This window comes from Methylobacterium sp. 17Sr1-1, from assembly GCF_003173775.1.
Taxonomy (GTDB): domain Bacteria; phylum Pseudomonadota; class Alphaproteobacteria; order Rhizobiales; family Beijerinckiaceae; genus Methylobacterium.
On record NZ_CP029552.1, the window covers coordinates 1,976,023 to 2,001,598 of the forward strand.

The following is a 25,576-nucleotide window of genomic DNA, read 5'->3' on the forward strand; positions in this document are numbered from 1 at the left end:
TCTTGGCCTGAGAGGCTGATGGGCTTCCCTGGCCGTCCTGATCGATTGGTCATGCTGCCAAGGGGGCAGGGCAGCGAGATGGGCGGCCCCGCCGTCAGGCTAGCGGTCTGCATGACGTATGAACCGCGTTCACCTCAGACCGTGTCGGTAAGCTCGGGCGTCGGCGGTCTTTGCGCCGTGACATGACCCGCATCTGCACCTCGAGTTGTCGAGGTCGTAGGGGGCGCCACCGTCGGATCGCTCGATGACATGGTCTGCGTACAGCATCACACCGCCCTTGCCGCCTTGGGTGGATTCAAGTGGTCGTCGCAACGGCTTGGCGGAGGGCGGCTGTGATGGCAGGTCGGCGGCGTTCGGATCGGTGTCTTCGAGAGAAGTTGCGGTCACCGGGTCGTCCCGGGGTTGGTTTACGCGTGACGCGGCGGGAGTTCTGGGCGTTCATCGCCCAAGGTCTCTCCAGCGAGGACGCAGCGATGAAGGTCGGGATCTCGCCACCGGTCGGCTCGCGATGGTTCCGAACAGCAGGCGGAATGGCACCGTCTCATCTGTCACCATCATCCAAGTCACCTTCTACGCGCTATCTGTCGTTCGCGGAGCGTGAGGAGATCGCGATACTGCAGGCGCAAGGTCATGGGGTCCGGGAAGTCTCCCGGCGTCTGGGGCGGGCGGCGTCGACCATCTCGCGCGAGTTGCGGCGCAATGCAGCGACCCGCAGTGGCGGCTTGGACTATCGCGCGACGACGGCGCAGTGGCACGCTGAACGTGCGGCACGCCGGCCCAAACCCGCAAAGCTGGTGGGGAACACCGCGCTACGGACCTACGTGCAGGAACGGCTCGCCGGCGCTGTCGCGACACCGGGCGGGAGCGTTCTGCCTGGACCGAGCGTTGCCTGGAAGGGACGGCGGCACGGGCGACGCCAGAGCCGGCGCTGGGGCCGATCCTGGAGCCCGCAGCAGATCGCCGAACGCCTGCGGCTCGACTTTCCGGACGATCCGACGATGCGCATCAGTCACGAGGCGATCTATCAGGCGCTCTACATTCAGGGTCGGGGCGCGCTGAAGCGTGAGTTGACCGCCTGTCTTCGCACAGGACGGGCTTTGCGAGTGCCGCGGGCCCGCTGCCTGCGGCGCGGCAAGTCGTTCGTCACCCCCGAGGTACTGATCAGCGAGCGTCCGCCCGAGGTGGAGGACCGCGCGGTACCGGGTCACTGGGAGGGAGACCTGATCCTGGGTCTGAAGAGCTCGGCGATCGGGACCCTGGTCGAGCGCACGACACGTTTTACGATGCTGCTGCATCTTCCGCCGATGGACGGCCATGGGGTGACACCACGCGCCAAGACTGGCCCAGCGCTGGCGGGGCACGGGGCCGCGGCGGTCCGCGAGGCGATCACCGGCACGATCGCGCGCTTGCCGGAGCATCTGCGGCGCTCCTTGACCTGGGACCAGGGGGCCGAGATGGCCGAGCATGCGCGCTTGCGGATCGACGCGGGTCTGCAGGTGTACTTCTGTGATCCACGCTCACCCTGGCAGCGGGGGACAAACGAGAATACGAACGGGTTGCTACGGCAGTACTTCCCGAAAGGAACGGATCTGAGCGCTCACAGCGTGGACGATCTTGCTGCTGTGGCCGCAGCCCTCAACAGCAGACCGCGCAAAACGCTGAACTGGAAGACGCCGGCAGAGGCACTCGACGCTGTGCTGGCCGCCGTGCAAGATGGTGTTGCGATGACCGCTTGAACGTAAGTTGCACTCCGCAGTCCTCGCATTTCCATCCGGCCCGGCGCTTGACGGCGAGAGCCCAGGCGCGGTGCTCGGCAGTCAGCAACTCTGGATCGGCCCGCTTCGGCGGCGGCCGGGTGGTACGATGGTCGGCAGTTTGCAGGAGCGGCCGGGCGAGGCGGATCCTCGGAGCCTTGCGCATCAGAGCCCCCGGTGATGGACGATGCCGTCCAGGCCATTCTGCTCGAGGGCGAGCGCCAGGGTTTCCCTGATCGTGTCCCTGTTGGCGCAGTGGCGCAGTCGCCGAACCCCGACAGTGATCATCTCCTCGGCGACCCACAATTCCTGCAGGCCCTGGCCGATCGCGTCGGCTGCGACCGCATCGAACCCGCGGCGGATGCCGTCGATGTCCAGCGGACCGGTGCTCTCCGAGCCTGCCGCGTTGTTGCCGAGCGCCCGAACGTGTCCGATGCCGTGCTGTGACAGGAATGCCTTGGCGCCGGCGATGGTGCGGCCCTGATCGCGGAGAAGGTGCCGGATCCCGCGAAGGAGCTCGATGCAGGTCTGATCGTAGAGGCGGCGTCCACCGGCTCGCGTGAGCGGTCGGATTTGTGGAAATTGCTCCTGCCAGAACCTCAGGACGTGCGCGGGCTCGCCGACCTGCTCCGCCGCGGCGGCAATCGTGACATAGGAGGGGGCTGCCTGACTGGGGATCGGCATGGTTCACCTCGGTTGCGCGAGTGGCGGCCCCAACGCCGTGTGGCCCAAAGCCTGGGAGGGGCGCAGGCTTGGCTCGCTGGTGGGCGAGATCACGAGGATTGGGGATCAGGAGAGAAGTGCGGTCGGCTGGCTAACGCCTGGCTCTGGACACACCTCGAACTGTGAGGAGATTGATGCCTAAGTCTGCGCGCAACTGCAAGGGGTTAACCGAAGGCAGTTCGTGAACTAATCGAACTCAACCCACAGGCAGAGTTCACGTAATACCTCAACGTCGCAGGGCGGCGCTTTTCTCGCGTGAGGGACTGATCCAGGGGGCAAGAGGGTTTTTGGTGGTCGCCAAGGAGCTTAGCGTCTTGGCGCAGCGATCCCACACCACCGTCGCGAATGCGAGCCGTACCGTCGGCGGCGAGCGTCGGCCCGGTGCCTTAACAGTTAGCCCGTCGAGATCTAGGACGATAGTAACAATTGTTGCATACGCCTTTATGGTCGCAGGCGTCATCACTATCGGTGCTAGCAGCAGCATCAATCAATCGATCGGCTACCGCCCACGTGCCAGGCAACTAATTATTAATTCTGCGGATTACTGTAATGCTCTCGTCAAGCGCTGACCAAATGCCGGTGAACGAGGGCGGGCGTCTGGCCGCCCTCGACGGGTACGCCATCCTAGACACAGCGCCCGAGCGGGAGTTCGATGACATCGTGAGGATGGCGCAGCGTATATTCGCGGTTCCAATAGTCCTCGTTTCGTTCGTTGCCGCCGACCGGCAGTATTTCAAGGCTCGCATCGGTCTGGACGTCTGCCAGACCAACCGCGAGGGATCATTTTGCACCCGTGCGATCCTTGGCCAAGAGGTCATGGTCATACCCGACGCGCTGGCGGATGAGCGCTTTATCTCCTCACCCCTCGTCACCGGCAAACCTTATGTCCGATTCTATGCGGGCGCACCCCTTGTCACACCGGAAGGTTTTGTCGTCGGCAGCTTCTGCATCAAGGACGTTGTCCCGCGCGCGGACTTCTCCGACGATCAGCGCAGGACAATGGAAGACCTCGCCCGTCTCGTGATGGAGCGGCTGGAAGCTCGCAAGCTGAAGCTCGCCGACCGCGACAGCCGCAAGCGATTTGAATCAGTCGCCGCAGTCTCGCCCGACGCCATCATCTGCGCCGACGGCGCAAACAGGATTGTGTCCTGGAACAAGGCCGCTGAGACAATCTTCGGCTACGCGGCGGCGGAGGTGATCGGTCAGCCTCTGACCCTCATCGTGCCGCCCGCGTTCCGCTCGATGCACGAGGCCGGTCTAGCCCGTGCCGCCGCCGGCCATCCAACTACGCTCGTGGGCAATGTCGTCACTGTGCCGGCCTGTCGCCGCAACGGCGATGAGTTTCCGATCGAACTCTCGCTCTCGCACTGGACCGAGGCCGGCGAGCACCACTTCGGCGCGATCGCCCGCGACGTCACCGATCGGGCCCTTGCCGAGGAGCGCCTCAAGCGCGAGGCAGAGCTCGATCACCTCACGGGCATCGCCAACCGGAAGGTGCTGTCGGCCCGCATGGAAGAGGCGGGCCGCTGCGGCTCAGCCGCCATCCTCCTGCTGGTCGACCTCGACGGCTTCAAGGACGTCAATGACAGCCTGGGTCACGCGGCAGGCGATGAGGTCCTCAAGGTAGTCGCCGCCCGCCTGCAGGCCGAGGCCTCGGGCAACGCCCTTGTCTCCCGCTTGGGAGGAGACGAGTTCGCGGTCTTCCTGGAGGGGATCGTCGATCCAGTCGTAGGCACTGCCCTGGGCCAGCGCATGATCGCCGCCATCGAGCGCCCGATCGAGATCGACGAGCGCTGCATCTACGTCGGTGCCAGCGTTGGGATCGCGGTGACCGAGGCCGCCGAGTGGGATCCTGGCGAGCTTCTCGGCGACACCGACCTCGCTCTTTACCGCGCTAAAGCCGAAGGCCGGAGCCGGGTGGCGCTGTTCACGCCCGATCTACGCTCGATTGCGCGGACGCGCACCTCCGTGAGCTCCGGCATGCGCGCGGCGTGGGAGCGGGGCGAGTTTGAGATGTACTACCAACCCCAGGTGCTTCTCGACACTGGCGCCATCACCGGGGCGGAGGCGTTGATCCGTTGGAATCACCCCGAGCGTGGTCTCGTCAGCCCCGCCGCCTTCCTGCCGGTCCTCGAAGAGAGCCTGCTCGCCGTTCCGGTCTCGGAGTGGATCCTACGCACCGCGTGCAAGCAGGCGGCCACGTGGCGCCGGCTCGGCTTCCCCCGCTTCCGCGTCGGCGTGAACCTCTTCGCGGCCCAGTTCCGAACCGGGGACCTCCCCCACGTGGTCGAGCAAATTCTGGACGACCACAACCTGCCGGGGGACGCCCTTGAGCTCGAGATCACTGAGAACATCATCCTGCGCAGCGACGGCCGGATCAAGGCCAACCTGACAGCTTTGCGGGCCCTTGGAGTCGGCATCGCGTTCGACGATTATGGCACCGGCTACGCCTCGCTGACCATGCTGAAGGACTACCCGGTCACACGGCTGAAGATCGACCGCTCCTTCGTCAGCAACGTCGGGTGTAGCCGGAAGGACCAGACCATCGTTGAAGCGATTTCCACTCTGGCGCGGGGCTTCGACCTTGACGTGATTGCCGAGGGGATCGAGACGCTGGAGCAAACTGGGTTAATGGGTCAGCATTGCGCCGAAGGTCAAGGCTACTTCTTCGGACGACCGATGACAGCTGGAAGCTTCACTCAATTATTGAAGGTGGCCGACCGTCGCGCGGACAACGGAGCCGATCGTCCTCATGAACTGAGGAGGGCGTAGCAGATACGGCAGTTCGCACGATCGGGCCGAGATGGAGTGATGCGTGAGCCTGCGCCGCGTCGAGGCGCTGCACCTCAGGGGCGGGCCGTCCGAAGCCATAGAAGGCCGCGACGCTGTCGATCGCGGACACGACCAGGGCTGACACATCGCGCGCATCGCGGCCTGTGACCCGGGCGATGGCGGTGAACTCTTGCCGATCGACCACGCGCATCCAGAGCAAGGCCTGCGCTTGGCGGCCGATATAGGCGGTGAGGCGTTGCATCTCGGCGAGGCCGTCCATGCGGTGGGCGGTGACCCCTGAAGCGCCGGCGCTGGTGTCCACAGCGGGCTCGAAGCGCGGCTCCGGGTAGAGGCCGGCCTCGGCGCGGTGCCAGAGATCGTCGAACTTCTCCATGGCGCGGAGGCGGGCCTCGGTGCGCTCCTTCGGATCGCGGATGAGGGTCGCATAGGCTGCCAGGGTCACCTGGGCCTCGCCCTTGCCCTTGGCGTTGCCGAGACGGATCTCGCGGCTTCCGCCGGCGGTACGGCGGTCGAACACGAGATTGGCATCGAGATCCCTGAGCGGCTTGGCGCGGGCGGCATCAGCCTGGGCGAGGGCAGCCTCGCGCTTGCGCTCCGCCTTCAGCTGGCGGCGGTAGCCGGGATGGCGCTCCTCGTGACCGGACAGGACGTCCTGAAGGTCAGCAGCCGCCTGTTCCATCCCGATCGCCCGCTTGCGGGTCAGTTCGGCCTGGATACCGCAGCCTGCCTGCTGGAGGCGGTCCGCGCTCTCACGCAGACGTTCCGCCTCGCGTAGCAGCTGATCCCGGGCGCCGGCGGCTCCGCGGTAGCTCTCGAAGTCCTGCGCCTCGTTGGTGGCGATAGGGAGGGGGAACGCACGCACGCTGATCACTCCATCCGTCATCAGGAAGCCGTTGGCGGGGTCCTGGCGCACCTCGGCGCCGTGCATCACGTCGCCAGCCAGATCTTGAGATTGGCCGCGACGCTCCGGCTCAGACCACGCGAGCCGTTGAGCACCCGAACGACCTGGGGGTGCTCGACGCCGATGGCCCTGGCGAGTGCCGTCTTGGTGGTGCCACGGCGGCGGAGTGTGTCGCGGACGAACTTCGCGAGGTTCTCGGTGAGCCGTCCGCCTGCATAGGCCTGTAGCTCGTCGGCGACCGATTGGGCGTCGACAGCCGGCATGGCCAGATCTCCAAGCCCGATTTGCTCTGGGCGGCCTTCCGAAGTGGGGTCGATGGCCGGAACGTGCCCGTGGCGAACCGACTGCGCGCGAACAGGGGACCGGGCAAACGCCTTGCCCGCGTGCTGCCACCGGACGCCCGGCTTAGGTCCGTGTCGACGATCCCACGGAATGCCGACGACTGCCTCAGCCTGAGGGGCAGCACCGAGGTGGGCCGGAAGCGTCTCCCGGAAGAGATCGCCTGTTGCGAGATCGCGGGTGGGCCTGGTCACGTTGCAGCCTCCGTCGGGAGCTTTCCGTGTTCGATGCTGAGGGGCCGAGGCTCGGTCATCGGCTGGCCTCTGTCGCGCCTGCGGCACTCTCCCGCGCTTGGCGGCGCTGCTCGGCCCATATTCGGTCGCGCTCCGCCTGCTCGGCCTTGGCACGCTCGGGCCACTCAGCCATCTCGCGTTCGTAGGCGGCTGCAGCGGCCTTCTGCTGCCGGCGAAGTTCCCGCGCTGCAGCCCGCCGCTCCTGGTCGCGAGCAGCTAGCTGCCGGGCGATCTCCTCCTGAACCGACCTGAAGGCCTCGGCGACGGCCTCAGCAATGACCCGCGCCATAGCTTCCGAGAAGGCGTCGAGGAGGCCTTCGTCGGGCTCCGGATGCTGGCGGGCGAGGCGCTCGGCCTCCTCAAACGACAGGCCGGCGGCCACGGCCACGCGTGCGGCCGCAGCTTGCCCTGCCTTTCGCTCGCCCTCCGTCGACCCGCCGACGGCTAGGGCCATGCATTTCCGGAACTTGGCGCTGTCGATGGCGATCATGCCGCCCTCCGAACGTTACCAACGGTCTGGGGAGATACGCCGACCCTGCGCGCGATCTCGCGATCGGAGAGGCCAGAGCCGAGCAGGTCTAGAACGGCCTGGCGCTTGTGGGCATTGGTCCGGCGCGCGTGTCCAGATTGGACAGGCCCCTCGTCCTGTTCTTGAAGTCGCGCAGCTAGCCGTTCGATGTCGGCGCGCAGGGTCGCCAACCGCACCCGCTCCTGTCTCGGGTTCGGCGCATTCTCGATGGTGTTGTGGTGGTCGAACCAGTCAAGGCGAGCCCGCACATCGTCCATGCGGCTCGCGGGCATGGTGTCGAGCAGACGCTCAACGAGTTGGGTCCGGATTGAAACTTCGGGTGCCGGGTCTCCACAACCCGTGCCGCGCACCTCGATATCGCCAGCGATTTTCTCCCAGAACCTCCACTCGTCCCAAGCTGCCCGCACGGTCTCCGGCAGGGGATAGGCGCGGGACACTGCTTCGACGATGTGCGGGGGTGGCTCGTCGTTGGTGAAGATGTCCCAGCCCGACAGGCTGCCTCTCCGCCAGCCGGTGGTTTCGCCCTGGACAACGAATGGCGCGCAAGCCTCCTCAAGTGCACGCTCCCAGGAGCCAGGCGCGAATACAGCCTCCTCGGACCCGTACTCCGCAACCACTTGGCGCCACTTTTCAGACCGTTCCCGCTCGTGGCCGGCCTTCTGTTGCCGGAAGAATGGCGTGTCGAAAATGTCCTTGAAGTTGGTCTGTCGCGGCTGCGCAGCGAGCGCTGCCATAGCGTCCAACTTGGACACCGCCTCTGCGACCGTCATTCCGGCGTTGCGGGCCAAGGCTTCCATCCTGCCCGCCGCGGCTGCCCGCTCACCCGGGTTCGTGGTCCGATCATACAGGGCACGGACCTTTGCGAAGGTCTCCAGACCGCTGGTCATAGAAAATCCCCCAGGGCCGAACGAAATGGGATGCCATCGACGAAATCGTTGAGGCCGACGGACGCTGCAGCTCTATCGGCGATGCCGCAGCGTCTCTCGCAGATCCAGTTGCCCGAAGCCTCATGCCAGAAGGCGGTCGAGCTATCGCACACAGCCCGGCCTGCTGCCCGTTCCCCAGGGGTTGCCCCACGCTCGGCGAGCGCGAAGCACTTCTCAAATCGAGCCCGGTCGATGAGGCTGCTCATGAGCCGCGCTTCAGGGTGTTCTGGAGGGCGTTGCGCACAACTTCTTCGTCAATCGTGCGCTCCATGTGCCCCCACCAAGCCTCTTCCTCTACATTCCCGACTTCCATCAAGCATTGATAGCGAATGCCTTCAGGAACAGCAGGGAAGGCGGCTTTCGCGGCGTTGATCGGATCCTTGCCATTCTTCTCCGCCTCGGCCATGAAGGCTACGATCTCAGATTTTACCTGCTTTCTCAGCGCTATCTTGCGCTCTCTTTCTTTTTCTTTTCGAGCCCACTCCTCGGAGTTCCAGCCATCACCGAATGGCAGATCATCATCCATCTTGATCTCCTATCTCTTGCTGCGTGCCTTTACGGCGCGCATTTCTTAGTGGCAGAGGGGCTGCCTACTCTGGCCGCGTGGGCGGGAATGAGAGATCCCGGGCGACGAGAAGCCGTGCCTCTGCTCGTGCCGCGTACGCGTCGCAGAGGGCCAGGTGGTGCCGAGCGCGCTGCAGGTCCCGGGCTGAGCCGAACAGCAGCCAGCAGGCTCGAGCGGTCCCGAGAAGCACGACGATGAAGGGGCGAGCGGTCATGGCCGGGCTGCCCGCATCCTGTGGTTAAGGCTCACCATCGCCAGATCGGCTTCGGTATCGAGGAGCGCCACCAGGCCCTCTGCCCGCTTGGCGACGTCGTCCAGGATAAACTCCAGGATCTCCAGCTCGCTTTCCGACAGGAAGAACCGGCGGTCACCATCATCCAGACCGCGGTTGGACAGGGACCCCAGCCACTGCTCGCCGAGGCGGGCGGCTCGAGCCGTGTCGCGAAGCGGGCTGTCGATTTTCGTGGCGAAGGACAGGGGTGCCATGATCACGCTCCCCGGCCCGGAAACTCGTAGGCGATCGCGACAGCCGCCTGCCACCGCTCCTCGACCTCCCGGTGAAAGCCCTCGATCGCGGCGCCGACGGCGTACAGTACTTCCGGATCCATGGCGTGTGGGCTCTCAGCGAGATGACCCATCAGCTTGCCCATACCCTTCATGTGAGCGAGGTCACGTTCGATCGCGCCGAGCTCCTCGTTCAGCCTCTCGACCTGCCCTTGTCCCACTTGGACAACGCGCGCCGTATCGATGTTCATTGTTTTGCAAGACTGATCGCTGTATGACTTGCTTGTCATCGGGTTCCCCAGTCAGGTGACGCGGCTGAGGGGCGCGGTCCAGGCGCTCCTCGGCCTTCCTCCTCACAGTCTCGCAGGCCGGTGGAGGACAGCCGGCATGCCTCACGCACCGGGCCGGTGCGCGATCTCAGCGTTCGAAGCTTGGGGTCGAAGGAGGCCAGCACAGGAAGCGTCTCGTCCGCTTCGCTCCCTCACTGGTAAATTATATAGTGTCCGCCCTGAGTACCTATGGACGGCTCTGAACGTTGTTCACAGTCCGCGTAGAGGGACAGAAACGGCCACTTTGGATTTCGACAGTCCGCCCTGAGGGACAGACAGTCCGCCCTGAGGGACACCCTGTCCCTCTACGCGGACTGTGAAATTGCTTCCGGGGGTCCAGCGCATGAAACGCTTCGAGGGCAGATCCCCGGTCACATCGCATTTGTGCTCGGTCAGCAATCACTCCGTCGCCCGTCGATCCTTGCGACCACCGAAGCTGCCGCGGATCATGGCTTCGATGAAGCCGTGGACCTGCAACTCGGAGAACGCGTTCGCAGCGGTTGTCTTGCTGATGTGGAGGTCCTCGGCGGCCTGCCGGGTGGACAGCACCAGCGAGCCGTTGTTGTTGCCCTTGTAGACGGCCTTCAGGAGCACGTAGAGGGCTCTGGCGACCGGCGTGAGTGCCTTCCAGGCGGGGCTGTTCATGAGCCAGGCATAGAGCCTGACGTGGTCGGCGGCCTTCTCCGATCGGCCGGTGTGATTGTGCTGCTTCGTCATGCAGCGCCGCCTTCCCCCGTCAGGATCATTCGCCAGAGGTTGGCCCGGATCGCGGCCTCGTAGCCGGCGACCTCGCTCCGGACGAGGGGGTCGGCGACGCCCTTCTTACGCAGACCCTCCTCAAGGCGCCGGAGTTGATCACGGAGGTGTCCCTCGGCGTGCTTGGGCGGCAGGCCCGCCATGTAGGCCGCCGTCTTCCGGATCTGGGGCACGCGACGGGCGAACCGGAAGGGGACTACGATGGCACTCATCGGCCGTCCTCTGTCGTACCGGCGGTCTGGGTCGCCAGGGGGGCTGTGGCGGCCTTCTGATCGCCGAAGGTGCCAATGGGCGTGCCGTCAGTGGCGAAGGCGTAGACGTAGCCGGCCGAGCGCCGGATCGTCCCGAGGAGCGTGCGGCCAGCGTAGACCGAGATCTCGGAGCGGGTCTGCTGCTTCATGACCGCGCCTCCTGCTTTTCGATCCAGGCCAGGATCGTCGACCAGCGGGCGTGGACCCGGCCACCAAGTTTGAAGGTCGGCAGGTCGCCCTTCGCGACGGCGTGATAGATCCGCCGGATGTTCGTCTCTCGCGCGCCCTCCTCGGGGCCGTAGAGCGCAACCGAGATCCCTTCTGCGCCCACGATGATGTCGTCAGGCAAGGCTCCATTGTTCGCGCTCAAATAGCGCGCTGTGTCGTTGTTCATTTATTTCTCTCCTTAGAGCGATATTAGTTTCGTTATCGCATCGATGGTACGATCGGTAATTATTGTATCGTCAGACCTGTCTCCGTCATAGTCGAGCGGATTATCTCCCACTCCTCGATAATAAGTATTTACGGTATGAAAATCGCCATCTAAGTAAACGAACAACCTGATTTCGGCATGAAAATAAGGCTTGTGGAACGTAATACCTATACCCGCAGACGAATAATCAAACAATCTATTCTTATCCCGAGTGGCCCATAAACTTATGACGCGCTCAAGGTCGTCCCCAAATGCAGCCCTTGCCCCTCCTAAAGGCGACACGCCGGGGTTATCGCATTCTGATACGCGCAGATTTCTGTAAATTGGAATTGAGTTCGGAACATCTTTAGCAAGAGCGCAGCCGTTAACAGCAATTATCAGATTGACGGCATCTATAACCGACATTTTCGCAGCAGACCTGCCTCTCCCACCTTGTGATATAAAGCCCGCCTCCCGAGCAGCGCGGGCATATATACCGACTGAAACTTCGTCCATGCCTTCAACAGCGGCCACGGTCCGAACGAGGTCACTAAGGAGCGCCATGAACTCAGCCTGCTCATATGAAATAGCTTCAGATGGTTGACGGGTCAACCCCCATCTGACTTTATATCAGAAGGGTGCAGGGATCGTGAACCAGGCGCCCATCTGTGGGGAGGATGCGAATGGCAATCCGAAAGCGAACGCTCCCGAGCGGCAAGCAGGTCTGGCTCGCCGGCTACGTGGATGGCGGCGCCCAGTGCCGCTTCAAGCAGTTCCAGACCAAGCGAGAGGCGGAGGCCTTCCTGCTGCAGGCGCGCAGCCAGGTGGCCGCAGGAAGCCACATCCCTGACCGCGCCGCGAGCACGGCGGGCAGGCCTTCGACCTGCTCATGCGGACCCTGGAGGACGAGGGCACCGCCCGGTCGACGCGGCGGAACTACCAGATCTATTACAACGGCCACGTCCGCCCCTACCTCGCCGCCCGTCTGCTCCCGAAGCTGCACCCGGCCGACGTTGGCGAGTGGCTCGACAAGCTCAAGGCGGACGGGCGGACGGACGACACGCGCCGGCGGGCTCGGGTGGTGCTGGGAGTGATCTTCGACGAGGCCATCCGACGCCGGCTGGCATTCACCAACCCGGTCCGGGCGCTGCGCAGCCGCAGGAAGACCCGGCGGGCGGAGATCCACGAGGCACAGGACACCCTGCAGATCCCCGAGCGGGAGACCGTCAGGGCGCTTCTGGCCGGGGCTGGCGATGTGGAGGGGCTGTTCCTAATCGCACGGGAGCAGACCGCTGGCGGGCTGCGGACAATCGAGGTGCGGCGGGTGCCGGCGAAGCATCCCATCAACGGGCTGCGCACCTTCCGGAAGGAGCACCCAGGCGCTCAGGTGCAGGCATACCGCCCAACGCCTTGGCTCCGGCCCATGCTCGCTGCAATTGCTCTGGCTGGGCTCAGGATCGGGGAGGCGAGGGGGCTTTCGTGGCGCCGGATCCATGCCGAGCACCTCGAGGTCCGCGAGGCGGTGGACGCCTTCAACGAGCTCGGGACCGTGAAGACGGTGGCTGCGCTCCGGACCGTGCCGATCGGCCCTCATCTCGCGGCGATCCTGGCGAACTGGAAGGCTGCCAGCGAGGGCAAGGAGGGCCTGGTATTCCCCTCCGAGGAAAAGACCCCGCTCGGCTACGCCAACATCGCCAATCGGCAGCTCAAGCCGCTGCAGATCGCGCTCGGGATCACCGCGGTCGACGGCTCGCCGCGCTGGACGGCTCACGACTTCCGGCACTTCGCCGTGTCGCTCTGGATCGACGAGGGCGCTGCGATCAAGCAGGTCTCGGAATGGGCGGGGCACGAAGCGCCAGACTTCACGCAGCGCGTCTATGGGCACCTCTCCAGCGCCGGCCGGTCGGATCGCCGGGCGATCAGCGCTGGTGAACAGTCCGTTTTGGGGCGGCTTGAGCCTGCAACACGGACGCAACACGGCAACGACAACGTTTCAGAAATCCCTTTCACCACAATAGCATAATAGAACGCCTTAACTGCCTTCTAAGCGGCAGGTCGTAGGTTCGAGCCCTACCGGGGTCGCCACTCCTGGCGCCGCTAACCTCCTCCATCTTCTAGATCCGCTCCGGCGGCGCGGCGCCTTCGCGCCCCGCTGTGAGCCCACCCGGGGAACAGACCCCGAACGCGCGGGCCTATTGCTGTACGCGGTCCCACCAGATTTCCCACCAGCTTAAGCCGGGGAGGGGGCCTAGGGTCCACCGGCAAGGAGACCTCATGCGTGCCATCGACGTGCGGAGCAAAGCTCTGCGCGAGGCTCTCGCCTCTGCCGGCTTCCAACTCGGCGACCTCAAGGCGGGGTCAAGCATCGACATTCACCACTTCGAGCGGGGCGCCGACACCCCCGGAGCCCGCGACGTGGCTCGCCGCGTCATCGCCCGGCACCTCGCAGACGCCCTCCTGGAATCGTCCGCGGTCACGTTCACGGAGACCGTCGAGGACGGGCGGCTCAACACCGCGGCCCAGGTCGCCGTGCTCCTCCCGGGGCCGCGATGATGCCCTCGCCCTACCCGACCTTCCCGGCGACCAACGCCGACATCGTTTCCAAGGGACCCTGCGAGAGCTGCGGGTCGTCAGACGCAAAGGCCACCTATGCCGACCTCCACACCCATTGCTACTCGTGCGGCCATCACACGCCTTTACCCGGGAACGACCAAGGGGCAGACGCTCCAGGCTCTCATCCTGTTCGAGCTGCTGGACCCCGGGCCGAAGCGCCCCTCTTCTCGCCCGCGGCCCCGGCGCCTTCGATAAGCTTGGCAAGCGCCGCATCGAGAGCGCGACACTTCGGCGGTTCGGCTACTTCGTAGCGGGCTTCAAGGGGCAGCATTGCCAGGTCGCCCCCTATTTCGACTAGGCGGGCGAGCCGGCAGGGCAGAAGGTCCGCACCCCCGAGAAGGACTTCCTGGTCCTCAAGGCCCGGCCTGACGCCCCATCCATCGGCGAGTGTCAACTCTGGGGCCGCCACGTGTTCGGCAACCTTAGCGCTGCGACGCTGAGTGTTGAGGCGGCCATACAGGCGGCGGTCGTTCAGTTCTCGGACAAGCTGACGCATTTCATCTCGCAAGCACCGCCGCGATACCGTGGATGATCGGTACGGGGAGAGTTGACGCCCCCGCCGGGAACGGTAACGCTGACTTCTATGTGTCGAGCGACAACACTCATGCGGCGGACCCAGGCTACGACCACTTGGCCCGCCGCTTCGTGAATGACGTTCGATCAATCCTCCCCACGATCGCCTACTGAGGAACACCATCATGGCATCCAACCCGCCGGCAGGCCCGGCCGGGCAGCTTCGTGTTGTCCGCATCGCCCACCATGTCACCGAGGCCTACGTGACAGCCTCCACCCCGGCCCAGGCGGTCGCCCTAGCAAAGGCCCTAAAGCCCTCCGACTGGTACACCCGCCCGGTGCTCCAGCCCGCCGGGGAGGATGTCTTCGAGTACAACGTGGTGAGCAGCGATGGGCTATAAGTCTCGACTCCTACTCGCTCTCCTCCTGGCCCTGATTGCTGGCCCGCTCTGCGCCCAGACACCGTCAACCTTGCCGAGCCCGGCCCTCAACGCCCTCAAGGCGCTGAGTGGCGACTTCAGCGGCAGGGCGGCGCTCAACCGCAACTGGGTCAACACCTTCAACCCGGACACCGTCGCGGTGGGCCCCGGCGGGACAGTCTCGTTCTGCCCCAAGGGGTCTTGCATCCGGGGGGCCAACGGCGGGCCGGACGATCCAGCGTACTTCGACCACCAGCGAGCGTCCCTCCTGGTCTCGGCCACCACCGGCATAGACGGGCAGGCGCAGGAGCAGGCGCTCGCAGTCACGTTCACCAACAACAAGGGCGAGGTCCGGCCCTACGCCCCCAACAAGACCTTCTCCCTGGGCGACAATACCCGTGTGGGGGACGTGACGTACCGTGCGATCCAGGGCGGCACCACGGGAGCGAACTCTGCACCGCCGGGCATCCGACCGCCCGTGGGCGCCAGCTTCGTCAAGACCGATGGAAGCGTGAAGTGGTTGTGGATCAATGACTACGCCATCCACGCGAAAGCCGGCGCGTACTTCGAGGTCATCAACGAGCCCGGCGGCGGGCAGTCTTGGGGACAGGCCACCAATGTGACCTTGAGCCCAGGCTTCAAGCCCACCTTCAACGTCGCGACCGAACTCAACTTCTTCAACGCCTCGGGCACGGACTGTGAGTTCGGTATTAACTGCATCGGCCTCTCCATCGCCATGCAGGGGCCAAACGTCACGACCGCCGGACTGAGCCTCGGATCATCCAATACAGATACCGTGGCGTCCATCTGGGGCGCCCGCATCCTGGGCCGGTATACGGCTCGGGAGGCCGCTCTCGCCATCGACGCCAGCTCCAAGTACGGCATCGCCGCAAACCAGTTCAACCTTGACGGCGGGACCACCTACAGCCAGTCCTTCCTCTACGACAACTCAACGGCCATGAAGGGCATCGAGATTGCCGGGACAAAGAGTTCCGCCGGCATCGAAGACCGCTCCACTGCCCCCGCCGGGGTGAGGGTGTCGGGCTCGAAGTCGTTTGCCGGCATCTATGAGCATTCGGCCACCCCTGTGGGTCTACGGCTCGACGGCGCCTACGGCCTCTACATGATTCAAGGCAACGGCTTCACCGTGAGCCCTGCCGGCTCAGTGGTCGCCAACGCACTCACAGTCACGGGCCTCACTGTTGAGGCTTCGGGCTTCGTGCCCCCCACGAGCACCTCGCCCTGCACCACCGGCCAGAAGGCGTGGGATACCTCCTTCGAATACCGCTGCGTAGCCCCCAACACGTGGAAGCGAGCGGCCTTGTCCTCCTGGTGAGGACCGGAAGCCACCGCTGAGACACCTCTAGGCCGCACCACCGGGCGGCTTTCTCTTTTCTGGGAGATTCCTTTGACATGAGCGACCAAGCCGCCACCCCGACCACCCAGGAGGCCCGCACGCCCATCGGCTGGGTTCTCTGGCACGAGCCCTCCAACACGTCGGTTCGCCCGGCCCGCGTCTACACCGAGGAGCACCACGCCAAGACGGCCCGCACCCGCCTGAGGCTGGGCGAGACGTTCGTGCCCCGACCGGTCTTCGTGGTGACCATCGCCTGATGGCCGGCGCCGCGCTGGCCACGCGCACCATAACGGGCTCGAGATGATCCGCTTCGGCGCCTTCGCGGGCCTGCCGCGGGAGCGCCTGGAGGCCTCGGCGGCGATCTGGGAATCGGCCGGGTTCAAGGTCAGCCTGTTCGACGATCTCGGCCGGATGGTGTGGGAGAAGCTGATCATGAACGTCACCTTCTCGGGTACCACCACCCTGACGGACCTGACCATCGGCGGGGTGATGGCGGATCCGGAGGCGTGGAGCGTGGCGAAGGGTTGCGCCGAGGAGGCGATCGCCGTGGCCGCGGCGATGGGCGTGACGCTCCAGGTCGGCGATCCGGTCGAGCATATCCGCCGGCTCGGCGGCAAGATCCCCGCGGCCCGGCCCTCGATGCTGCTCGATCATCGCGCCGGGCGCCGCGGCGAGGTCGAGGCGATCAACGGCGCGATCCCGTGCCTGGGGCGGCGTTGCGGCGTACCGACCCCAGTCAACGACACGGTGGTCGCCCTCATCAGGGCGCGCGAGGCCGCCTTCCCAGTGCCGGCGGACCCTGCGCGCTGCCCGGCCTGATCAGGCGTCGAGCCGCCTGTCGGTCTCCGCCCGCCACGGCAGGCTCGCCTGGCTGCCGCGCCGGCCGCAGGCGAGGGCCGCCGCCACGCTCGCCCGCTCCATCGCCGCACGCAGATCCGCACCGCGGTCGAGCGAGGCGGCGAGCACGCCGACGAAGCAGTCGCCCGCCGCCGTGGTGTCGACCGGGCCGACCGCCCGGGCCGGGACGTGCCAGGCGCCGTCCGCCGTCGCGGCCTCCGAGCCGGCCTCGCCGAGGGTGCGCACCACGTCGATGCCGAGCGCCGCCCGCAGGGAAGCGGCCTCCGGCGTGCAGCCGAGCCGCGCGGCGGTCGCCTCCGCCTCGTCCTCGTTGACGACGAGGAGGCCGGCGAGGCGCAACGCGCCGAGATCGAGCGGCAGGGCCGGGGCGAGGTTGAGGATGCTGCGCACCTGAAGCGCCCGGGCCCGGTGCAGCAGGGCGGTGGTCTGCGCGGGATCGACCTCCATCTGGAGGAGCAGCGAGGTCGCCCGGGCGAGGTCGGCGTCCGTGAGCTGGTCGGCCCGCGTATGCCCGTTGGCGCCGAGCGCCACCACGATGCGGTTGCGGCCCGCCGCGTCGATCCAGATCGAGGCGCAGCCCGTCGCGGCCGCCACCTTGCGGACCCGGGTGGTGTCGGCCCCGGCCTCGCGCAGGCCCGAGAGCGCCACCTCGGCCAGGGCATCGTCCCCGACCGCGCCGACCATCGCGACCTCGGCCCCGTCCCGCGACGCGGCCACCGCCTGGTTCGCCCCCTTGCCCCCGCCTGCACCGCGAGGTCGTCGGCAAGCAGCGTCTGGCCCGAGCGCGGGACCTCGGGCAGGCGGAAGATCAGGTCGGCGTTGAGGGAGCCGAAGCAGACGATCACGGGGTTTCTCCGCTCACACGACCTTGCCGGGATTCAGCACCCCGTCCGGATCCAGGGCCGCCTTGAGGCGCCGCATCAGGGCGATCTCCGGCTCCGAGCGGACGTGGCCGAGCCAGGGCTTCTTGGTCAAGCCGATCCCGTGCTCGGCCGAGACCGTGCCGCCGAAATCCCGCACCAGGCCGTAGACGACCTCCTGGATCACGTCCTTCGGCTGCGGGCTCGCGCCCTTCACCCCGGCGACGATGTGCAGGTTGCCGTCGCCGATATGGCCGTAGAACAGGGCCGTGATGCCGGGCAGGCGCTCGATCAGCGCCGCCTTGCAGGCCCGGACGTACTCGTCCATCGCCGCCACCGGCAGGCCGATGTCGAACGGCTCGTGCGGCCCCAGCACCTGCGGGAATTCCGAGCAGGCGTCGCGCACGCCCCAGAACGCCTTCACGTCGGCCAGCGAGCGGGACAGGACCGCGTCGGCGAGGAGGCCCGATTCGGCCTGCGCCGCGAGCCAGGCCTCGAAGCGGGGCCCGTCGAAGGTCTCGTCGGTCCCCTGCGCCTCGATCAGGCAATAGGCGGCGTGGCCCTGGGGCAGCGGCACCCGCACGCCCGGCATGGCGCCGATCGTCTCCCAGTAATCCGGCCACATCACCTCGAAGGCCGAGAGCATCGGCCCGAGGCCCCGGCGGGCCGCCGCGAGGAGACCGACCACGGCGGCGTAGTCCGGCAGGGCGCAGAGCGCCGCGAAGGTGCAGGCGGGCTTCGGAAACAGCCGCAGGACCAGCCGCGTGATGATGCCGAGCGTACCCTCCGAGCCGATGAACAGGTGCTTGAGGTCGTAGCCGGCGTTGTTCTTGATCATCCGGTTGAGGTTGGTGACGATGCTGCCGTCGGGCAGCACCACCTCCAGGCCGAGGATCATCTCGCGGGTCATGCCGTAGCGGATGACCCGGTTGCCGCCGGCATTGGTGGAGGCGTTGCCGCCGATGGCGCAGGATCCCCGGGCTCCCAGATCGAGCGGGATCAGGAAGCCGGCCGCGTCGGCGGCCTCCTGCACCACCTGGAGCGGCGTGCCGGCCTTGACCGTCATGGTGGCGGAGGCCTCGTCGATCGCCTCGATCCCGGTCATCCGCTCCAGCGACAGGGCGACCGAGCCGGGGATGGGGCGCGCCCCCCCGCACAGGCCGGTGAGGCCGCCCTGCGGCACCACCGGCACGCCGTGCCGGGCGCAGATCCGCATCGCGGCGGCGACCGCCTCGGTGGTCGTGGGCCGCACGACCGCGAGGGGACTTTGCGGCCCGAGGGTGCTCCAGTCGGATTCGTTGCGCTCCGGCCGCCCGGCGCCGGTGAGCACCGTCCTGTCGCCCAGCTCCGCCACGAGGGCGGCCACCACCGCCTCGCTGCGGGACGCGTCCGGCATCGCCGTCATGCAGGTCTCTCCTCCCAGAGGCGGCGTGGACCGCCGCACGTGTGGATGGGCTTATACAATGTCCGTTTGGTTTGTTCAAAAACCAGACAAGCGCGGGATGCCCTCTCCCGTGTGGGAGAGGGGTAGGGGTGGGGGTGGCTCGAATTCAGGATAAGCCACCAAGCGTCGAGCTGCGCAGCTCTACGGTTCGAGATTGATCCTGAGCCCGAGCCACCCTCACCCCCGGCCCCTCTCCCACACGGGAGAGGGGGAGATGCGCCCCACCTTTATTCGAAGAGATCAAGCGGAGGACGAATTACAGACTTCACGCGGCGGCCGCGCGCGACAGGCCGGCGAGCTCGGCGGCGATGCGCTGCCCCACCCCCGCCTCCACTGCGACGAGCGGCGCGCGCACCCGGCCGAAGGCGGGCTCGCCGGTCATCGCCGCCATGGCGGATTTCAGCACCGGCACGAACGGCCCGCGGATCAGGCCGATCGCCGCCCGCATCGGCTCGGCGGCGGCGGGATCGGTGAACATCGCCCGCACCAGGTCGGGGACGATGTTGGCCATGCCGCAGATCGTCCCGACCCCGCCCTCGGCGAGGGCACGGCCGATATCCGCCTCGTTGCCGACGCAGACCGCGACCTCGGGGGCCGCCGCCCGGAAGGCCTGGAACTGCGCGAAGTCGCCCGAGCTGTCCTTCACGCCGGCGACGAGCCGGCCGTAGCGGGCGCGCAGGGTCGCGACCGCGGCCGGCGGCAGGCCGACGCCGGAGGTCTGCGGGATGTGGTAGAGCGTCGCCCGCAGCCGGTCGTCGCCGACGCCGTCGAGGATCGCCGCGAAGGCGTCGACGATGCCGGCCTCGGTCACGTCGCGGTAGAAGTAGGGCGGCAGCACCAGGGCGTGGACGAGGCCGAGGCCGAGCGCCGCCTTGGTCAGCGCGACGCTGTCGGGGATCGCCGGGTAGCCGGTCCCGAGGCCGATCCGCGCCGCCGGAATGCCGGCGGCGAGCAGGGCCTCGACCGCCGCGAGGCGCTCGGCGCCTGAGAACGAGGTGCCCTCGCCGGTGGTGCCGAACGGCACCACGCCGTCGCAGCCCTGCTCCATCAGGAACCGGACGTGGCGCACGAGCGCGCCGTGATCGACCGCGCCGGTCGCGTCGAGCGGCGTGGCGAGGGCGACCCACAGGCCGGTGATGGCGTTGGTCATGCGGTCCTCCGAGAGGGCGCTTCGCGCCCGTTGCTTTCAAGGGATGCGGGCGCTTCGCGCCCGTTGGAATCGTGGGAAGCGGGCGTCTCGCGCCCGTCGGGATTGCGCGGCGAGGTCGCCTCGTGCCGGTCGGCCTCCCGGCCGGTCTCGAGGCCGAGCGCCCGGCGGCGCGAGGTGTCGAGGTGCCGGCGCAGGGCGACCGCCGCCCCGTCGGCGTCGCGCTCCTCCACCGCCGCCAGGATCGCGGCATGCTCGGCGAAGGCCGGGGGCAGCACCTCCGGCGAGAGCGCGACGCGGCTCTGCATGATGACCCGGATGCGGATGAGGTTCACCCGGTGGATCTCCGAGACGAGGCCGTTGCCGAGATGGGCGACGACCGCGTCGTGGAACCCCCAGTCGGTCGCCTGCGCCTCGGCGATCAGCGCCTCGGTGACGCCCTCCCGCGCCTGGGCGCTGATCCGCGCATGGGCGGCCCGCAAGGACGCCACCAGGGAGGCCGGCGCGGTGCGGGCGAAATGCGCCACCGCCGCGGTCTCGATGATCTCGCGCAGCCCGAACGCCTCGTGCACCAGCCGCAGGTCGACCGCCGCGACCTGGAGCCCGCGCTGCGGCAGGGTCGAGATCAGCCCGTCAGCCTCCAGCCGCGGGATCATCTCGCGCACGGCGCCGAGCGGCAGGCCGGTGAGCGCCACCAGCTCGCGCTGCGTCACGAAGGAGCCCGGCGCCAGGCGCCCGTCCAGCAATTGCTGGACGAAGGCGTCGTAGGCTTGGTCGCGCTGTTTCATGTCACTCATCTCTCATTGACATGTCAGCCTGTCAATCGCTAAAGGTTCGTTCAACACGCAGTGATGGGACGTGGCGCGGGCGCCGCCGGCCAGAGCCGTGAACGAGAACCGGGGATCCGGTCCGAGGAGGAAACATGACGACGATGCCGCGCGCGAGAGCCTCGACCCGCTCCCGGACCGTGGGGAGACGCGGGCCGGCCGCCCTCGCCGGCCTCATCGCCTGCCTCGCCGGCGCGGCCCCGGCCGCCGCCGAGGGGTTCGACTGGAAGCGGTACGACGGCCAGACCATCAACCTCGTCCTCACCAACCATCCCTGGGGCAACGCCGTCCGGGAGATGGCGCAGCAATTCACCGACAAGACCGGGATCAAGCTGCGCATCGAGATCCTCAACGAGGACCCGCAGCGGGCGCGGCTGAACACGCTGCTCCAGGCCAAGTCCTCCGACGTCGACGTCTACATCTCGCTCAAGATCCGCGAGGGCGCGGTCTACAACAAGGCCGGCTGGTACGCCGACGTCACGCCGATGCTGAACGATCCGGGCCAGACCGCGCCGGAGTTCAAGCTCGATGACTTCGGCGCCGGCCTGATCCGCAACGAGACCTTCGGCGGCAAGCTCACCGGCCTGCCGATCAACGTCGAGGGTCCGCTGTTCTACTGGCGCAAGGACATCTTCGCCAAGTGCAATGTCGCGGTGCCGGAATACCTCGAGGACATCCTCGACGCGGCGCGCAAGATCAAGGCCTGCGATCCGTCGATCAACGCCTGGGCCGCCCGCGGCGTGCGCAACGCCGTGCCGTACCCGATGGCCGCCTTCGTGTTCAACAGCGGCGGCGGCTTCAAGTCGGTGGACGGGACGAAGCCCGGCCTGTGCCGGCCGGAATCGGTCGCGGGGCTGACGCTCTACACCGACCTCCTCAAGGATTACGGTCCGGTAGGCGCGACCAACCACAGCTTCCCGCAGGTCGTCGAGCTTCTGGGTCAGGGCAAGGTCGCCATGACCCATGAATCCTCGAACGAATTTTCCAACATCATGAAGTATCCCGGCCGCGAGGACGATCTCGGCATCAAGATCCTGCCGAAGGGAAAGGCGAGCGGCGTGTCGCAGCCGATCGGCTTCGGCTGGGGCTTGTCGATCTCCGAGTATTCCCGCCGCAAGGGCCCGTCCTGGTACTTTTTGCAATGGGCGACCTCGCCCGAGATGCAGGCCACCCTGGTCGATCGCGGAGTCGCGCCGTCCCGCACCTCGGTCTTCGAGGGCGAGGGGATGCGGGCCTGGGCGAGCCAGAAGCCGGTGCGGCAGCAATGGGTCACGGCGGTGAGCGAGATCAGCCGCCGCGGCACCGGCGACTACGCCTCGCCGACCGACCGGGTGCCGGAGACTCGCGAGATCATCGGCCGGGCGGCGCAGGAGGTGGTCCTCGGCCAGAAGACCCCGCAACAGGCCGCATGCGACGCGGACGCGGCGCTGCTCAAGCTGCAGTAGCCCACAGGCTTCCAACTCTCCGCGTCATCGCGGGGCGAGGGTTGCCGAGAACCCGGGATCCATCACCGCCGACGGCACCGGACAAGACGACCGGCCGTCCGCCTCATCCTGAAACCTTGGCGGTGATGGATCCCGGGTTCCGCTGCGCGGCTCCGGGATGACACGGAGGGTTCGAGGCCAGTCGGCAGATTCGAACGGACGTTCAGGACGAGGTTCAGGGTCGGATCATCGTCCGACACCGACCGACATCCCGCCACGGGGGACACGCGTGAGCACCATCGCCAGCCCAGCCGTCACGATCGCACCCGAGCGGGCGCGGCGCGGCCAGCACAAGATTTCGTTCTCCTGGATGGTCTGGCCGGCGGTGGCCTTCGTCGTCCTGATGATGGTCTTCCCGCTCGTCTACGCCGCCTGGATCTCGCTCCAGGACGCCTCGCTCGGGACCGAGCCGCGCTTCGTCGGCCTCGACAACTACCTGAACCTCGCGAGCGACCCGGAATTCCTCAACGCCTTCGGGGTGACCTGGCTGCTCTACGGTGTCGCCCTCACGATGCAGCTCGTGCTCGGCACCTGGCTCGGCATCGTGCTCAACGGCGTCAAGACCGCCCGCCATCTCGTCCGCACCATCGCGATCACGCCGTTCATGATGCCGCCGGTGGTGGTCGGCATGCTGGCGATCGTGATCCTCGATCCGTCGGTCGGCATCGTGAACTGGCTGCTCGGCACGGTCGGGGTGGGGCCGCTCCTGTGGCTCGCGAGCCCGCGCTGGGTGCTCTTGAGCGTGGCGCTGGTCGATACCTGGCAATGGGCGCCGTTCGTCGGGCTGATCGTGCTCGGCGGCCTGCAATCGCTGCCGGCGAGCGTGTTCGAGGCCGCGGAGGTCGACGGGGTGATCGGCTGGCGCCGCTTCGTCTACGTCACCCTGCCGCTCCTCGGGCCGACGCTGCTCACCGCGGCGGTGCTGCGCTCGGTCGATCTCCTGCGCTTCTTCGACCTCGTCTTCATCGCCACCCGCGGCGGGCCGGGCAACGCCTCGACCACCATGAACATGTACGCCTATCAGCAGGGCTTCGAGTTCTCGCGCTTCGGCCACGCCTCGGCGGCGATGCTGACGCTCTCCCTCGTCGTCCTGTGCACCGTCATGGTCTTCGCCCGCCTGCGGCGCGCGCTCAGCTACTGAGGACTTGCCGATGGCCCCGACCGCACCCCGCCGGATCCTCGGCTGCCTTCAGGTCGCCGCGATGCTGGTCGCGGTCCTGGCGCCGCTCGCCTGGATGGTCCTGTCCTCGTTCAAGGTCAGCCGCGACGTGATGGCGCTGCCGCCGCGGCTGATCTTCACCCCGACCCTCGACAATTACCGCGAATTGTTTCTGCGCACCGACTTCCTGCACAACACCTGGAACAGCCTGGTGGTGGCGGCGGGCGCGACCCTGCTCGGGCTGGCGCTCGGCGCGCCTGCCGCCTTCGCGATCTCCTGGCACCGCATCACCTGGCCGGCGACGCTGACCCTGTTCGCCCGCATGGCGCCGGGCACGCTCTTCCTGCTGCCCTGGTTCATCCTGTTCTCGCAGGTCGACCTCGTCGGCACCTACACGGTGCTGATCCTGACCCACGGGGCGATCACCGTGCCGGTCGCGCTCTGGACGCTCCTGCCCTACTTCGACGCCCTGCCGCGGGCGCTGATCGAATCGGCCCAGATGGACGGCTGCCGGCCGCACGCGATCCTGATGCGCATCGCGCTCCCGCTCGTCGCGCCCGGGCTGGTGGTGGCGGCGATCCTCTGCTTCGTCTTCACCTGGAACTACTTCCTGTTCGCGCTCGCCCTGTCGGGCTTCGATACCAAGACGGCGATCGTCGCCTCGTTCAACTTCATCGGCGAGGGGGTGACCAACTGGGGCGCCCTGATGGCCGCCGCCACCATGATCGCGCTGCCGCCCCTCGTCCTCGCGCTCCTCGTCCAACGCCAACTCGTCTCGGGCCTGTCGTCCGGGGCGGTGAAGGGATAAGCCCCGATGTCGGCTCTCTCGATCCGCAACGTCGTCAAGCGCTACGGCACCGCCGAGGTCATCCGCTCGCTCAGCTTCGACGTCTCGCCCGGCGAGTTCGTCGTCTTCGTCGGGCCCTCCGGCTGCGGCAAGTCCACCTTGTTGCGCATGATCGCCGGGCTCGAGGACTTCCAGGACGGCGAAATCGCCATCGACGGAAAGGTGGTGAACGGGCTCGCCCCCTGGCAGCGCGACATCGCGATGGTGTTTCAGGATTACGCGCTCTATCCCCACATGTCCGTCGCGGCCAATATCGGCTTCAGCCTGAAAATGGCGGGCGTCGACAAGAAGACCGTCGCCGCCAAGGTCGACCGCGTCGCGGAAGTCCTGCAGATCGGCCATCTCCTCGACCGCAAGCCCAAGGCGCTCTCCGGCGGCCAGCGCCAGCGTGTCGCGATGGGCCGGGCGATGGTGCGCGATCCCAAGATCTTCCTGTTCGACGAGCCGCTGTCCAACCTCGACGCCAAGCTCCGCGTCGACATGCGGGCCGAGATCAAGCAACTCCACCAGCGCCTCGGCGCCACGATGATCTACGTCACCCACGACCAGGTCGAGGCGATGACGCTGGCCGACCGCATCGTCGTGCTGAAGGAGGGCCGCATCGAGCAGATCGGCACCCCGACCGAGCTCTACCGCGCCCCCGCCTCGCGCTTCGTCGCGAGCTTCATCGGCTCGCCGGCGATGAACTTCGTCCCGGTCGACGTGTCCGGCGGTGCGGTGACGCTGCCGGGCGGCGAGCGCATCCCGACCCGCAGCGCGCATGCGGGCCGCGCCTCCTTCGGCATCCGGCCGGAGCACCTGAGCCTCGGCGGCGAGGGCCCGGCGATCCGTGGCGTCATCTCCCTCGTCGAGCCCCTCGGGGCGGATACCCTTGTGACGGTGGTGACCGGCGAGGAGCGGGTGCTGGCCCGGCTCCCGGGGGATGCGGCGCCGGTGCTGGGCGAGACGATCGCGCTGACCTTCGATCCGGGGCGGGGGGCGTTGTTCTCGGAGGAGGGGCGGCGGGTGTAGCGGCGGACACGATTGCCGGATG

The 25,576-nt window shown here is 67.2% G+C and carries 30 protein-coding genes; 12 read left to right on the plus strand and 18 right to left on the minus strand.

All coding sequences use genetic code 11. The features are described 5' to 3' along the window. Nucleotides 1-129: 129 nt before the first annotated feature. On the minus strand, nt 130-267 hold the full coding sequence (locus DK412_RS08910; protein ID WP_109971659.1) for an HNH endonuclease: 138 nt from the start codon (nt 265-267) through the stop codon (nt 130-132). 68 nt (nt 268-335) lie between these two features. Between DK412_RS08910 and DK412_RS08915 the strand changes: the two genes are divergently transcribed. After that, a complete protein-coding gene (locus DK412_RS08915) occupies nt 336-1,736 on the plus strand; it encodes an IS30 family transposase (protein ID WP_109970315.1) in 1,401 nt (466 codons plus the stop codon). A gap of 183 nt (nt 1,737-1,919) precedes the next feature. On the opposite strand, the gene DK412_RS08920 is transcribed toward DK412_RS08915, so the two are convergent. After that, nucleotides 1,920-2,438 carry a MerR family transcriptional regulator gene (locus tag DK412_RS08920; RefSeq protein ID WP_109971660.1) on the minus strand — a complete coding sequence of 173 codons (519 nt, stop codon included), beginning with the start codon at nt 2,436-2,438 and terminating at the stop codon, nt 1,920-1,922. 612 nt (nt 2,439-3,050) lie between these two features. On the opposite strand from DK412_RS08920, the gene DK412_RS08925 reads away from it, so the two are divergent. Then, the gene (locus DK412_RS08925) at nt 3,051-5,249 is read left to right on the plus strand and encodes an EAL domain-containing protein (RefSeq protein WP_109975152.1); all 2,199 of its coding nucleotides are present in this window, start codon (nt 3,051-3,053) and stop codon (nt 5,247-5,249) included. Here DK412_RS08925 and DK412_RS30105 read toward each other — a convergent pair. The 12 genes from DK412_RS30105 to DK412_RS30120 all read right to left on the minus strand — a co-directional run bounded on the left by DK412_RS30105 (nt 5,173) and on the right by DK412_RS30120 (nt 11,627). After that, complete coding sequence (locus DK412_RS30105; protein WP_204165533.1) at nt 5,173-6,201, minus strand: hypothetical protein; 1,029 nt, start codon at nt 6,199-6,201, stop codon at nt 5,173-5,175. The two genes, DK412_RS08925 and DK412_RS30105, sit on opposite strands and share 77 nt — an antisense overlap. Next, on the minus strand, nt 6,198-6,704 hold the full coding sequence (locus tag DK412_RS30110; RefSeq protein WP_162596160.1) for a hypothetical protein: 507 nt from the start codon (nt 6,702-6,704) through the stop codon (nt 6,198-6,200). Before DK412_RS30110 ends, DK412_RS30105 begins: the two co-directional genes overlap by 4 nt. A 55-nt stretch (nt 6,705-6,759) precedes the next feature. Continuing rightward, nucleotides 6,760-7,233, minus strand: a complete 474-nt coding sequence (locus DK412_RS08940; RefSeq protein WP_109971663.1) for a hypothetical protein — start codon at nt 7,231-7,233, stop codon at nt 6,760-6,762. Then, the gene (locus DK412_RS08945; protein ID WP_109971664.1) at nt 7,230-8,159 is read right to left on the minus strand and encodes a helix-turn-helix domain-containing protein; all 930 of its coding nucleotides are present in this window, start codon (nt 8,157-8,159) and stop codon (nt 7,230-7,232) included. Before DK412_RS08945 ends, DK412_RS08940 begins: the two co-directional genes overlap by 4 nt. Before the next feature lie 241 nt (nt 8,160-8,400). Further along, a complete protein-coding gene (locus DK412_RS30115; RefSeq protein WP_162596161.1) occupies nt 8,401-8,724 on the minus strand; it encodes a hypothetical protein in 324 nt (107 codons plus the stop codon). A gap of 249 nt (nt 8,725-8,973) precedes the next feature. Next, on the minus strand, nt 8,974-9,249 hold the full coding sequence (locus tag DK412_RS08955) for a hypothetical protein (RefSeq protein ID WP_109971666.1): 276 nt from the start codon (nt 9,247-9,249) through the stop codon (nt 8,974-8,976). Nucleotides 9,250-9,251: 2 nt separating this feature from the next. Beyond that, nucleotides 9,252-9,557, minus strand: coding sequence for a hypothetical protein (locus DK412_RS08960; protein WP_204165534.1), 306 nt, complete (start codon nt 9,555-9,557; stop codon nt 9,252-9,254). Nucleotides 9,558-9,995: 438 nt separating this feature from the next. Next, a complete protein-coding gene (locus DK412_RS08965) occupies nt 9,996-10,313 on the minus strand; it encodes a hypothetical protein (RefSeq protein ID WP_109971668.1) in 318 nt (105 codons plus the stop codon). Beyond that, a complete protein-coding gene (locus DK412_RS08970; RefSeq protein ID WP_109971669.1) occupies nt 10,310-10,564 on the minus strand; it encodes a DUF6074 family protein in 255 nt (84 codons plus the stop codon). The genes DK412_RS08965 and DK412_RS08970 overlap by 4 nt, the downstream gene beginning before the upstream one ends. After that, a complete protein-coding gene (locus tag DK412_RS08975; RefSeq protein ID WP_109971670.1) occupies nt 10,561-10,752 on the minus strand; it encodes a hypothetical protein in 192 nt (63 codons plus the stop codon). Before DK412_RS08975 ends, DK412_RS08970 begins: the two co-directional genes overlap by 4 nt. Next, a complete protein-coding gene (locus DK412_RS08980; protein WP_109971671.1) occupies nt 10,749-10,997 on the minus strand; it encodes a hypothetical protein in 249 nt (82 codons plus the stop codon). The genes DK412_RS08975 and DK412_RS08980 overlap by 4 nt, the downstream gene beginning before the upstream one ends. Before the next feature lie 12 nt (nt 10,998-11,009). Then, nucleotides 11,010-11,627 (minus strand): hypothetical protein, encoded by a 618-nt coding sequence (locus DK412_RS30120; protein ID WP_162596162.1) that lies wholly within the window; start codon nt 11,625-11,627, stop codon nt 11,010-11,012. A 277-nt stretch (nt 11,628-11,904) separates the two neighbouring features. Between DK412_RS30120 and DK412_RS08985 the strand changes: the two genes are divergently transcribed. The 6 genes from DK412_RS08985 (at nt 11,905) to DK412_RS09010 (ending at nt 16,736) form a co-directional block, all read left to right on the plus strand. Next, on the plus strand, nt 11,905-13,038 hold the full coding sequence (locus DK412_RS08985) for a tyrosine-type recombinase/integrase (RefSeq protein ID WP_109971672.1): 1,134 nt from the start codon (nt 11,905-11,907) through the stop codon (nt 13,036-13,038). A 251-nt stretch (nt 13,039-13,289) separates the two neighbouring features. After that, nucleotides 13,290-13,568, plus strand: coding sequence for a hypothetical protein (locus DK412_RS08990; protein ID WP_109971673.1), 279 nt, complete (start codon nt 13,290-13,292; stop codon nt 13,566-13,568). A gap of 758 nt (nt 13,569-14,326) precedes the next feature. Then, entirely contained in the window at nt 14,327-14,542 is a 216-nt protein-coding gene (locus DK412_RS08995; protein WP_109971674.1) for a hypothetical protein, read from the plus strand. A 70-nt stretch (nt 14,543-14,612) separates the two neighbouring features. After that, on the plus strand, nt 14,613-15,896 hold the full coding sequence (locus DK412_RS09000) for a hypothetical protein (RefSeq protein ID WP_162596052.1): 1,284 nt from the start codon (nt 14,613-14,615) through the stop codon (nt 15,894-15,896). Nucleotides 15,897-15,973: 77 nt separating this feature from the next. Continuing rightward, entirely contained in the window at nt 15,974-16,174 is a 201-nt protein-coding gene (locus DK412_RS09005; protein ID WP_109971676.1) for a hypothetical protein, read from the plus strand. Nucleotides 16,175-16,217: 43 nt separating this feature from the next. Further along, a complete protein-coding gene (locus DK412_RS09010; RefSeq protein WP_109971677.1) occupies nt 16,218-16,736 on the plus strand; it encodes a ketopantoate reductase C-terminal domain-containing protein in 519 nt (172 codons plus the stop codon). Here the strand turns inward: DK412_RS09010 and DK412_RS09015 are convergent, their stop codons facing one another. From DK412_RS09015 to DK412_RS09030, 4 genes are all read right to left on the minus strand, one after another. Next, nucleotides 16,737-17,492 carry a PfkB family carbohydrate kinase gene (locus DK412_RS09015; protein WP_204165535.1) on the minus strand — a complete coding sequence of 252 codons (756 nt, stop codon included), beginning with the start codon at nt 17,490-17,492 and terminating at the stop codon, nt 16,737-16,739. It lies immediately after the preceding gene. A 141-nt stretch (nt 17,493-17,633) separates the two neighbouring features. Next, complete coding sequence (locus DK412_RS09020; RefSeq protein ID WP_162596355.1) at nt 17,634-19,031, minus strand: FAD-binding oxidoreductase; 1,398 nt, start codon at nt 19,029-19,031, stop codon at nt 17,634-17,636. Nucleotides 19,032-19,344: 313 nt separating this feature from the next. Next, complete coding sequence (locus tag DK412_RS09025) at nt 19,345-20,229, minus strand: dihydrodipicolinate synthase family protein (protein ID WP_109971679.1); 885 nt, start codon at nt 20,227-20,229, stop codon at nt 19,345-19,347. Next, on the minus strand, nt 20,226-21,014 hold the full coding sequence (locus DK412_RS09030; RefSeq protein WP_204165536.1) for a GntR family transcriptional regulator: 789 nt from the start codon (nt 21,012-21,014) through the stop codon (nt 20,226-20,228). Before DK412_RS09030 ends, DK412_RS09025 begins: the two co-directional genes overlap by 4 nt. Nucleotides 21,015-21,148: 134 nt before the next feature. On the opposite strand from DK412_RS09030, the gene DK412_RS09035 reads away from it, so the two are divergent. The 4 genes from DK412_RS09035 to ugpC all read left to right on the plus strand — a co-directional run bounded on the left by DK412_RS09035 (nt 21,149) and on the right by ugpC (nt 25,554). Next, nucleotides 21,149-22,498, plus strand: coding sequence for an ABC transporter substrate-binding protein (locus DK412_RS09035; protein ID WP_245447506.1), 1,350 nt, complete (start codon nt 21,149-21,151; stop codon nt 22,496-22,498). A gap of 268 nt (nt 22,499-22,766) precedes the next feature. Beyond that, nucleotides 22,767-23,678 carry a sugar ABC transporter permease gene (locus DK412_RS09040; RefSeq protein ID WP_245447507.1) on the plus strand — a complete coding sequence of 304 codons (912 nt, stop codon included), beginning with the start codon at nt 22,767-22,769 and terminating at the stop codon, nt 23,676-23,678. Nucleotides 23,679-23,688: 10 nt separating this feature from the next. Beyond that, nucleotides 23,689-24,504 (plus strand): carbohydrate ABC transporter permease, encoded by an 816-nt coding sequence (locus DK412_RS09045; protein WP_109971681.1) that lies wholly within the window; start codon nt 23,689-23,691, stop codon nt 24,502-24,504. Between the two features lie 6 nt (nt 24,505-24,510). Beyond that, nucleotides 24,511-25,554: a sn-glycerol-3-phosphate ABC transporter ATP-binding protein UgpC gene (gene ugpC, locus DK412_RS09050; RefSeq protein ID WP_109971682.1), complete on the plus strand. Its 1,044-nt coding sequence runs from the start codon at nt 24,511-24,513 to the stop codon at nt 25,552-25,554. Nucleotides 25,555-25,576 lie beyond the last annotated feature (22 nt).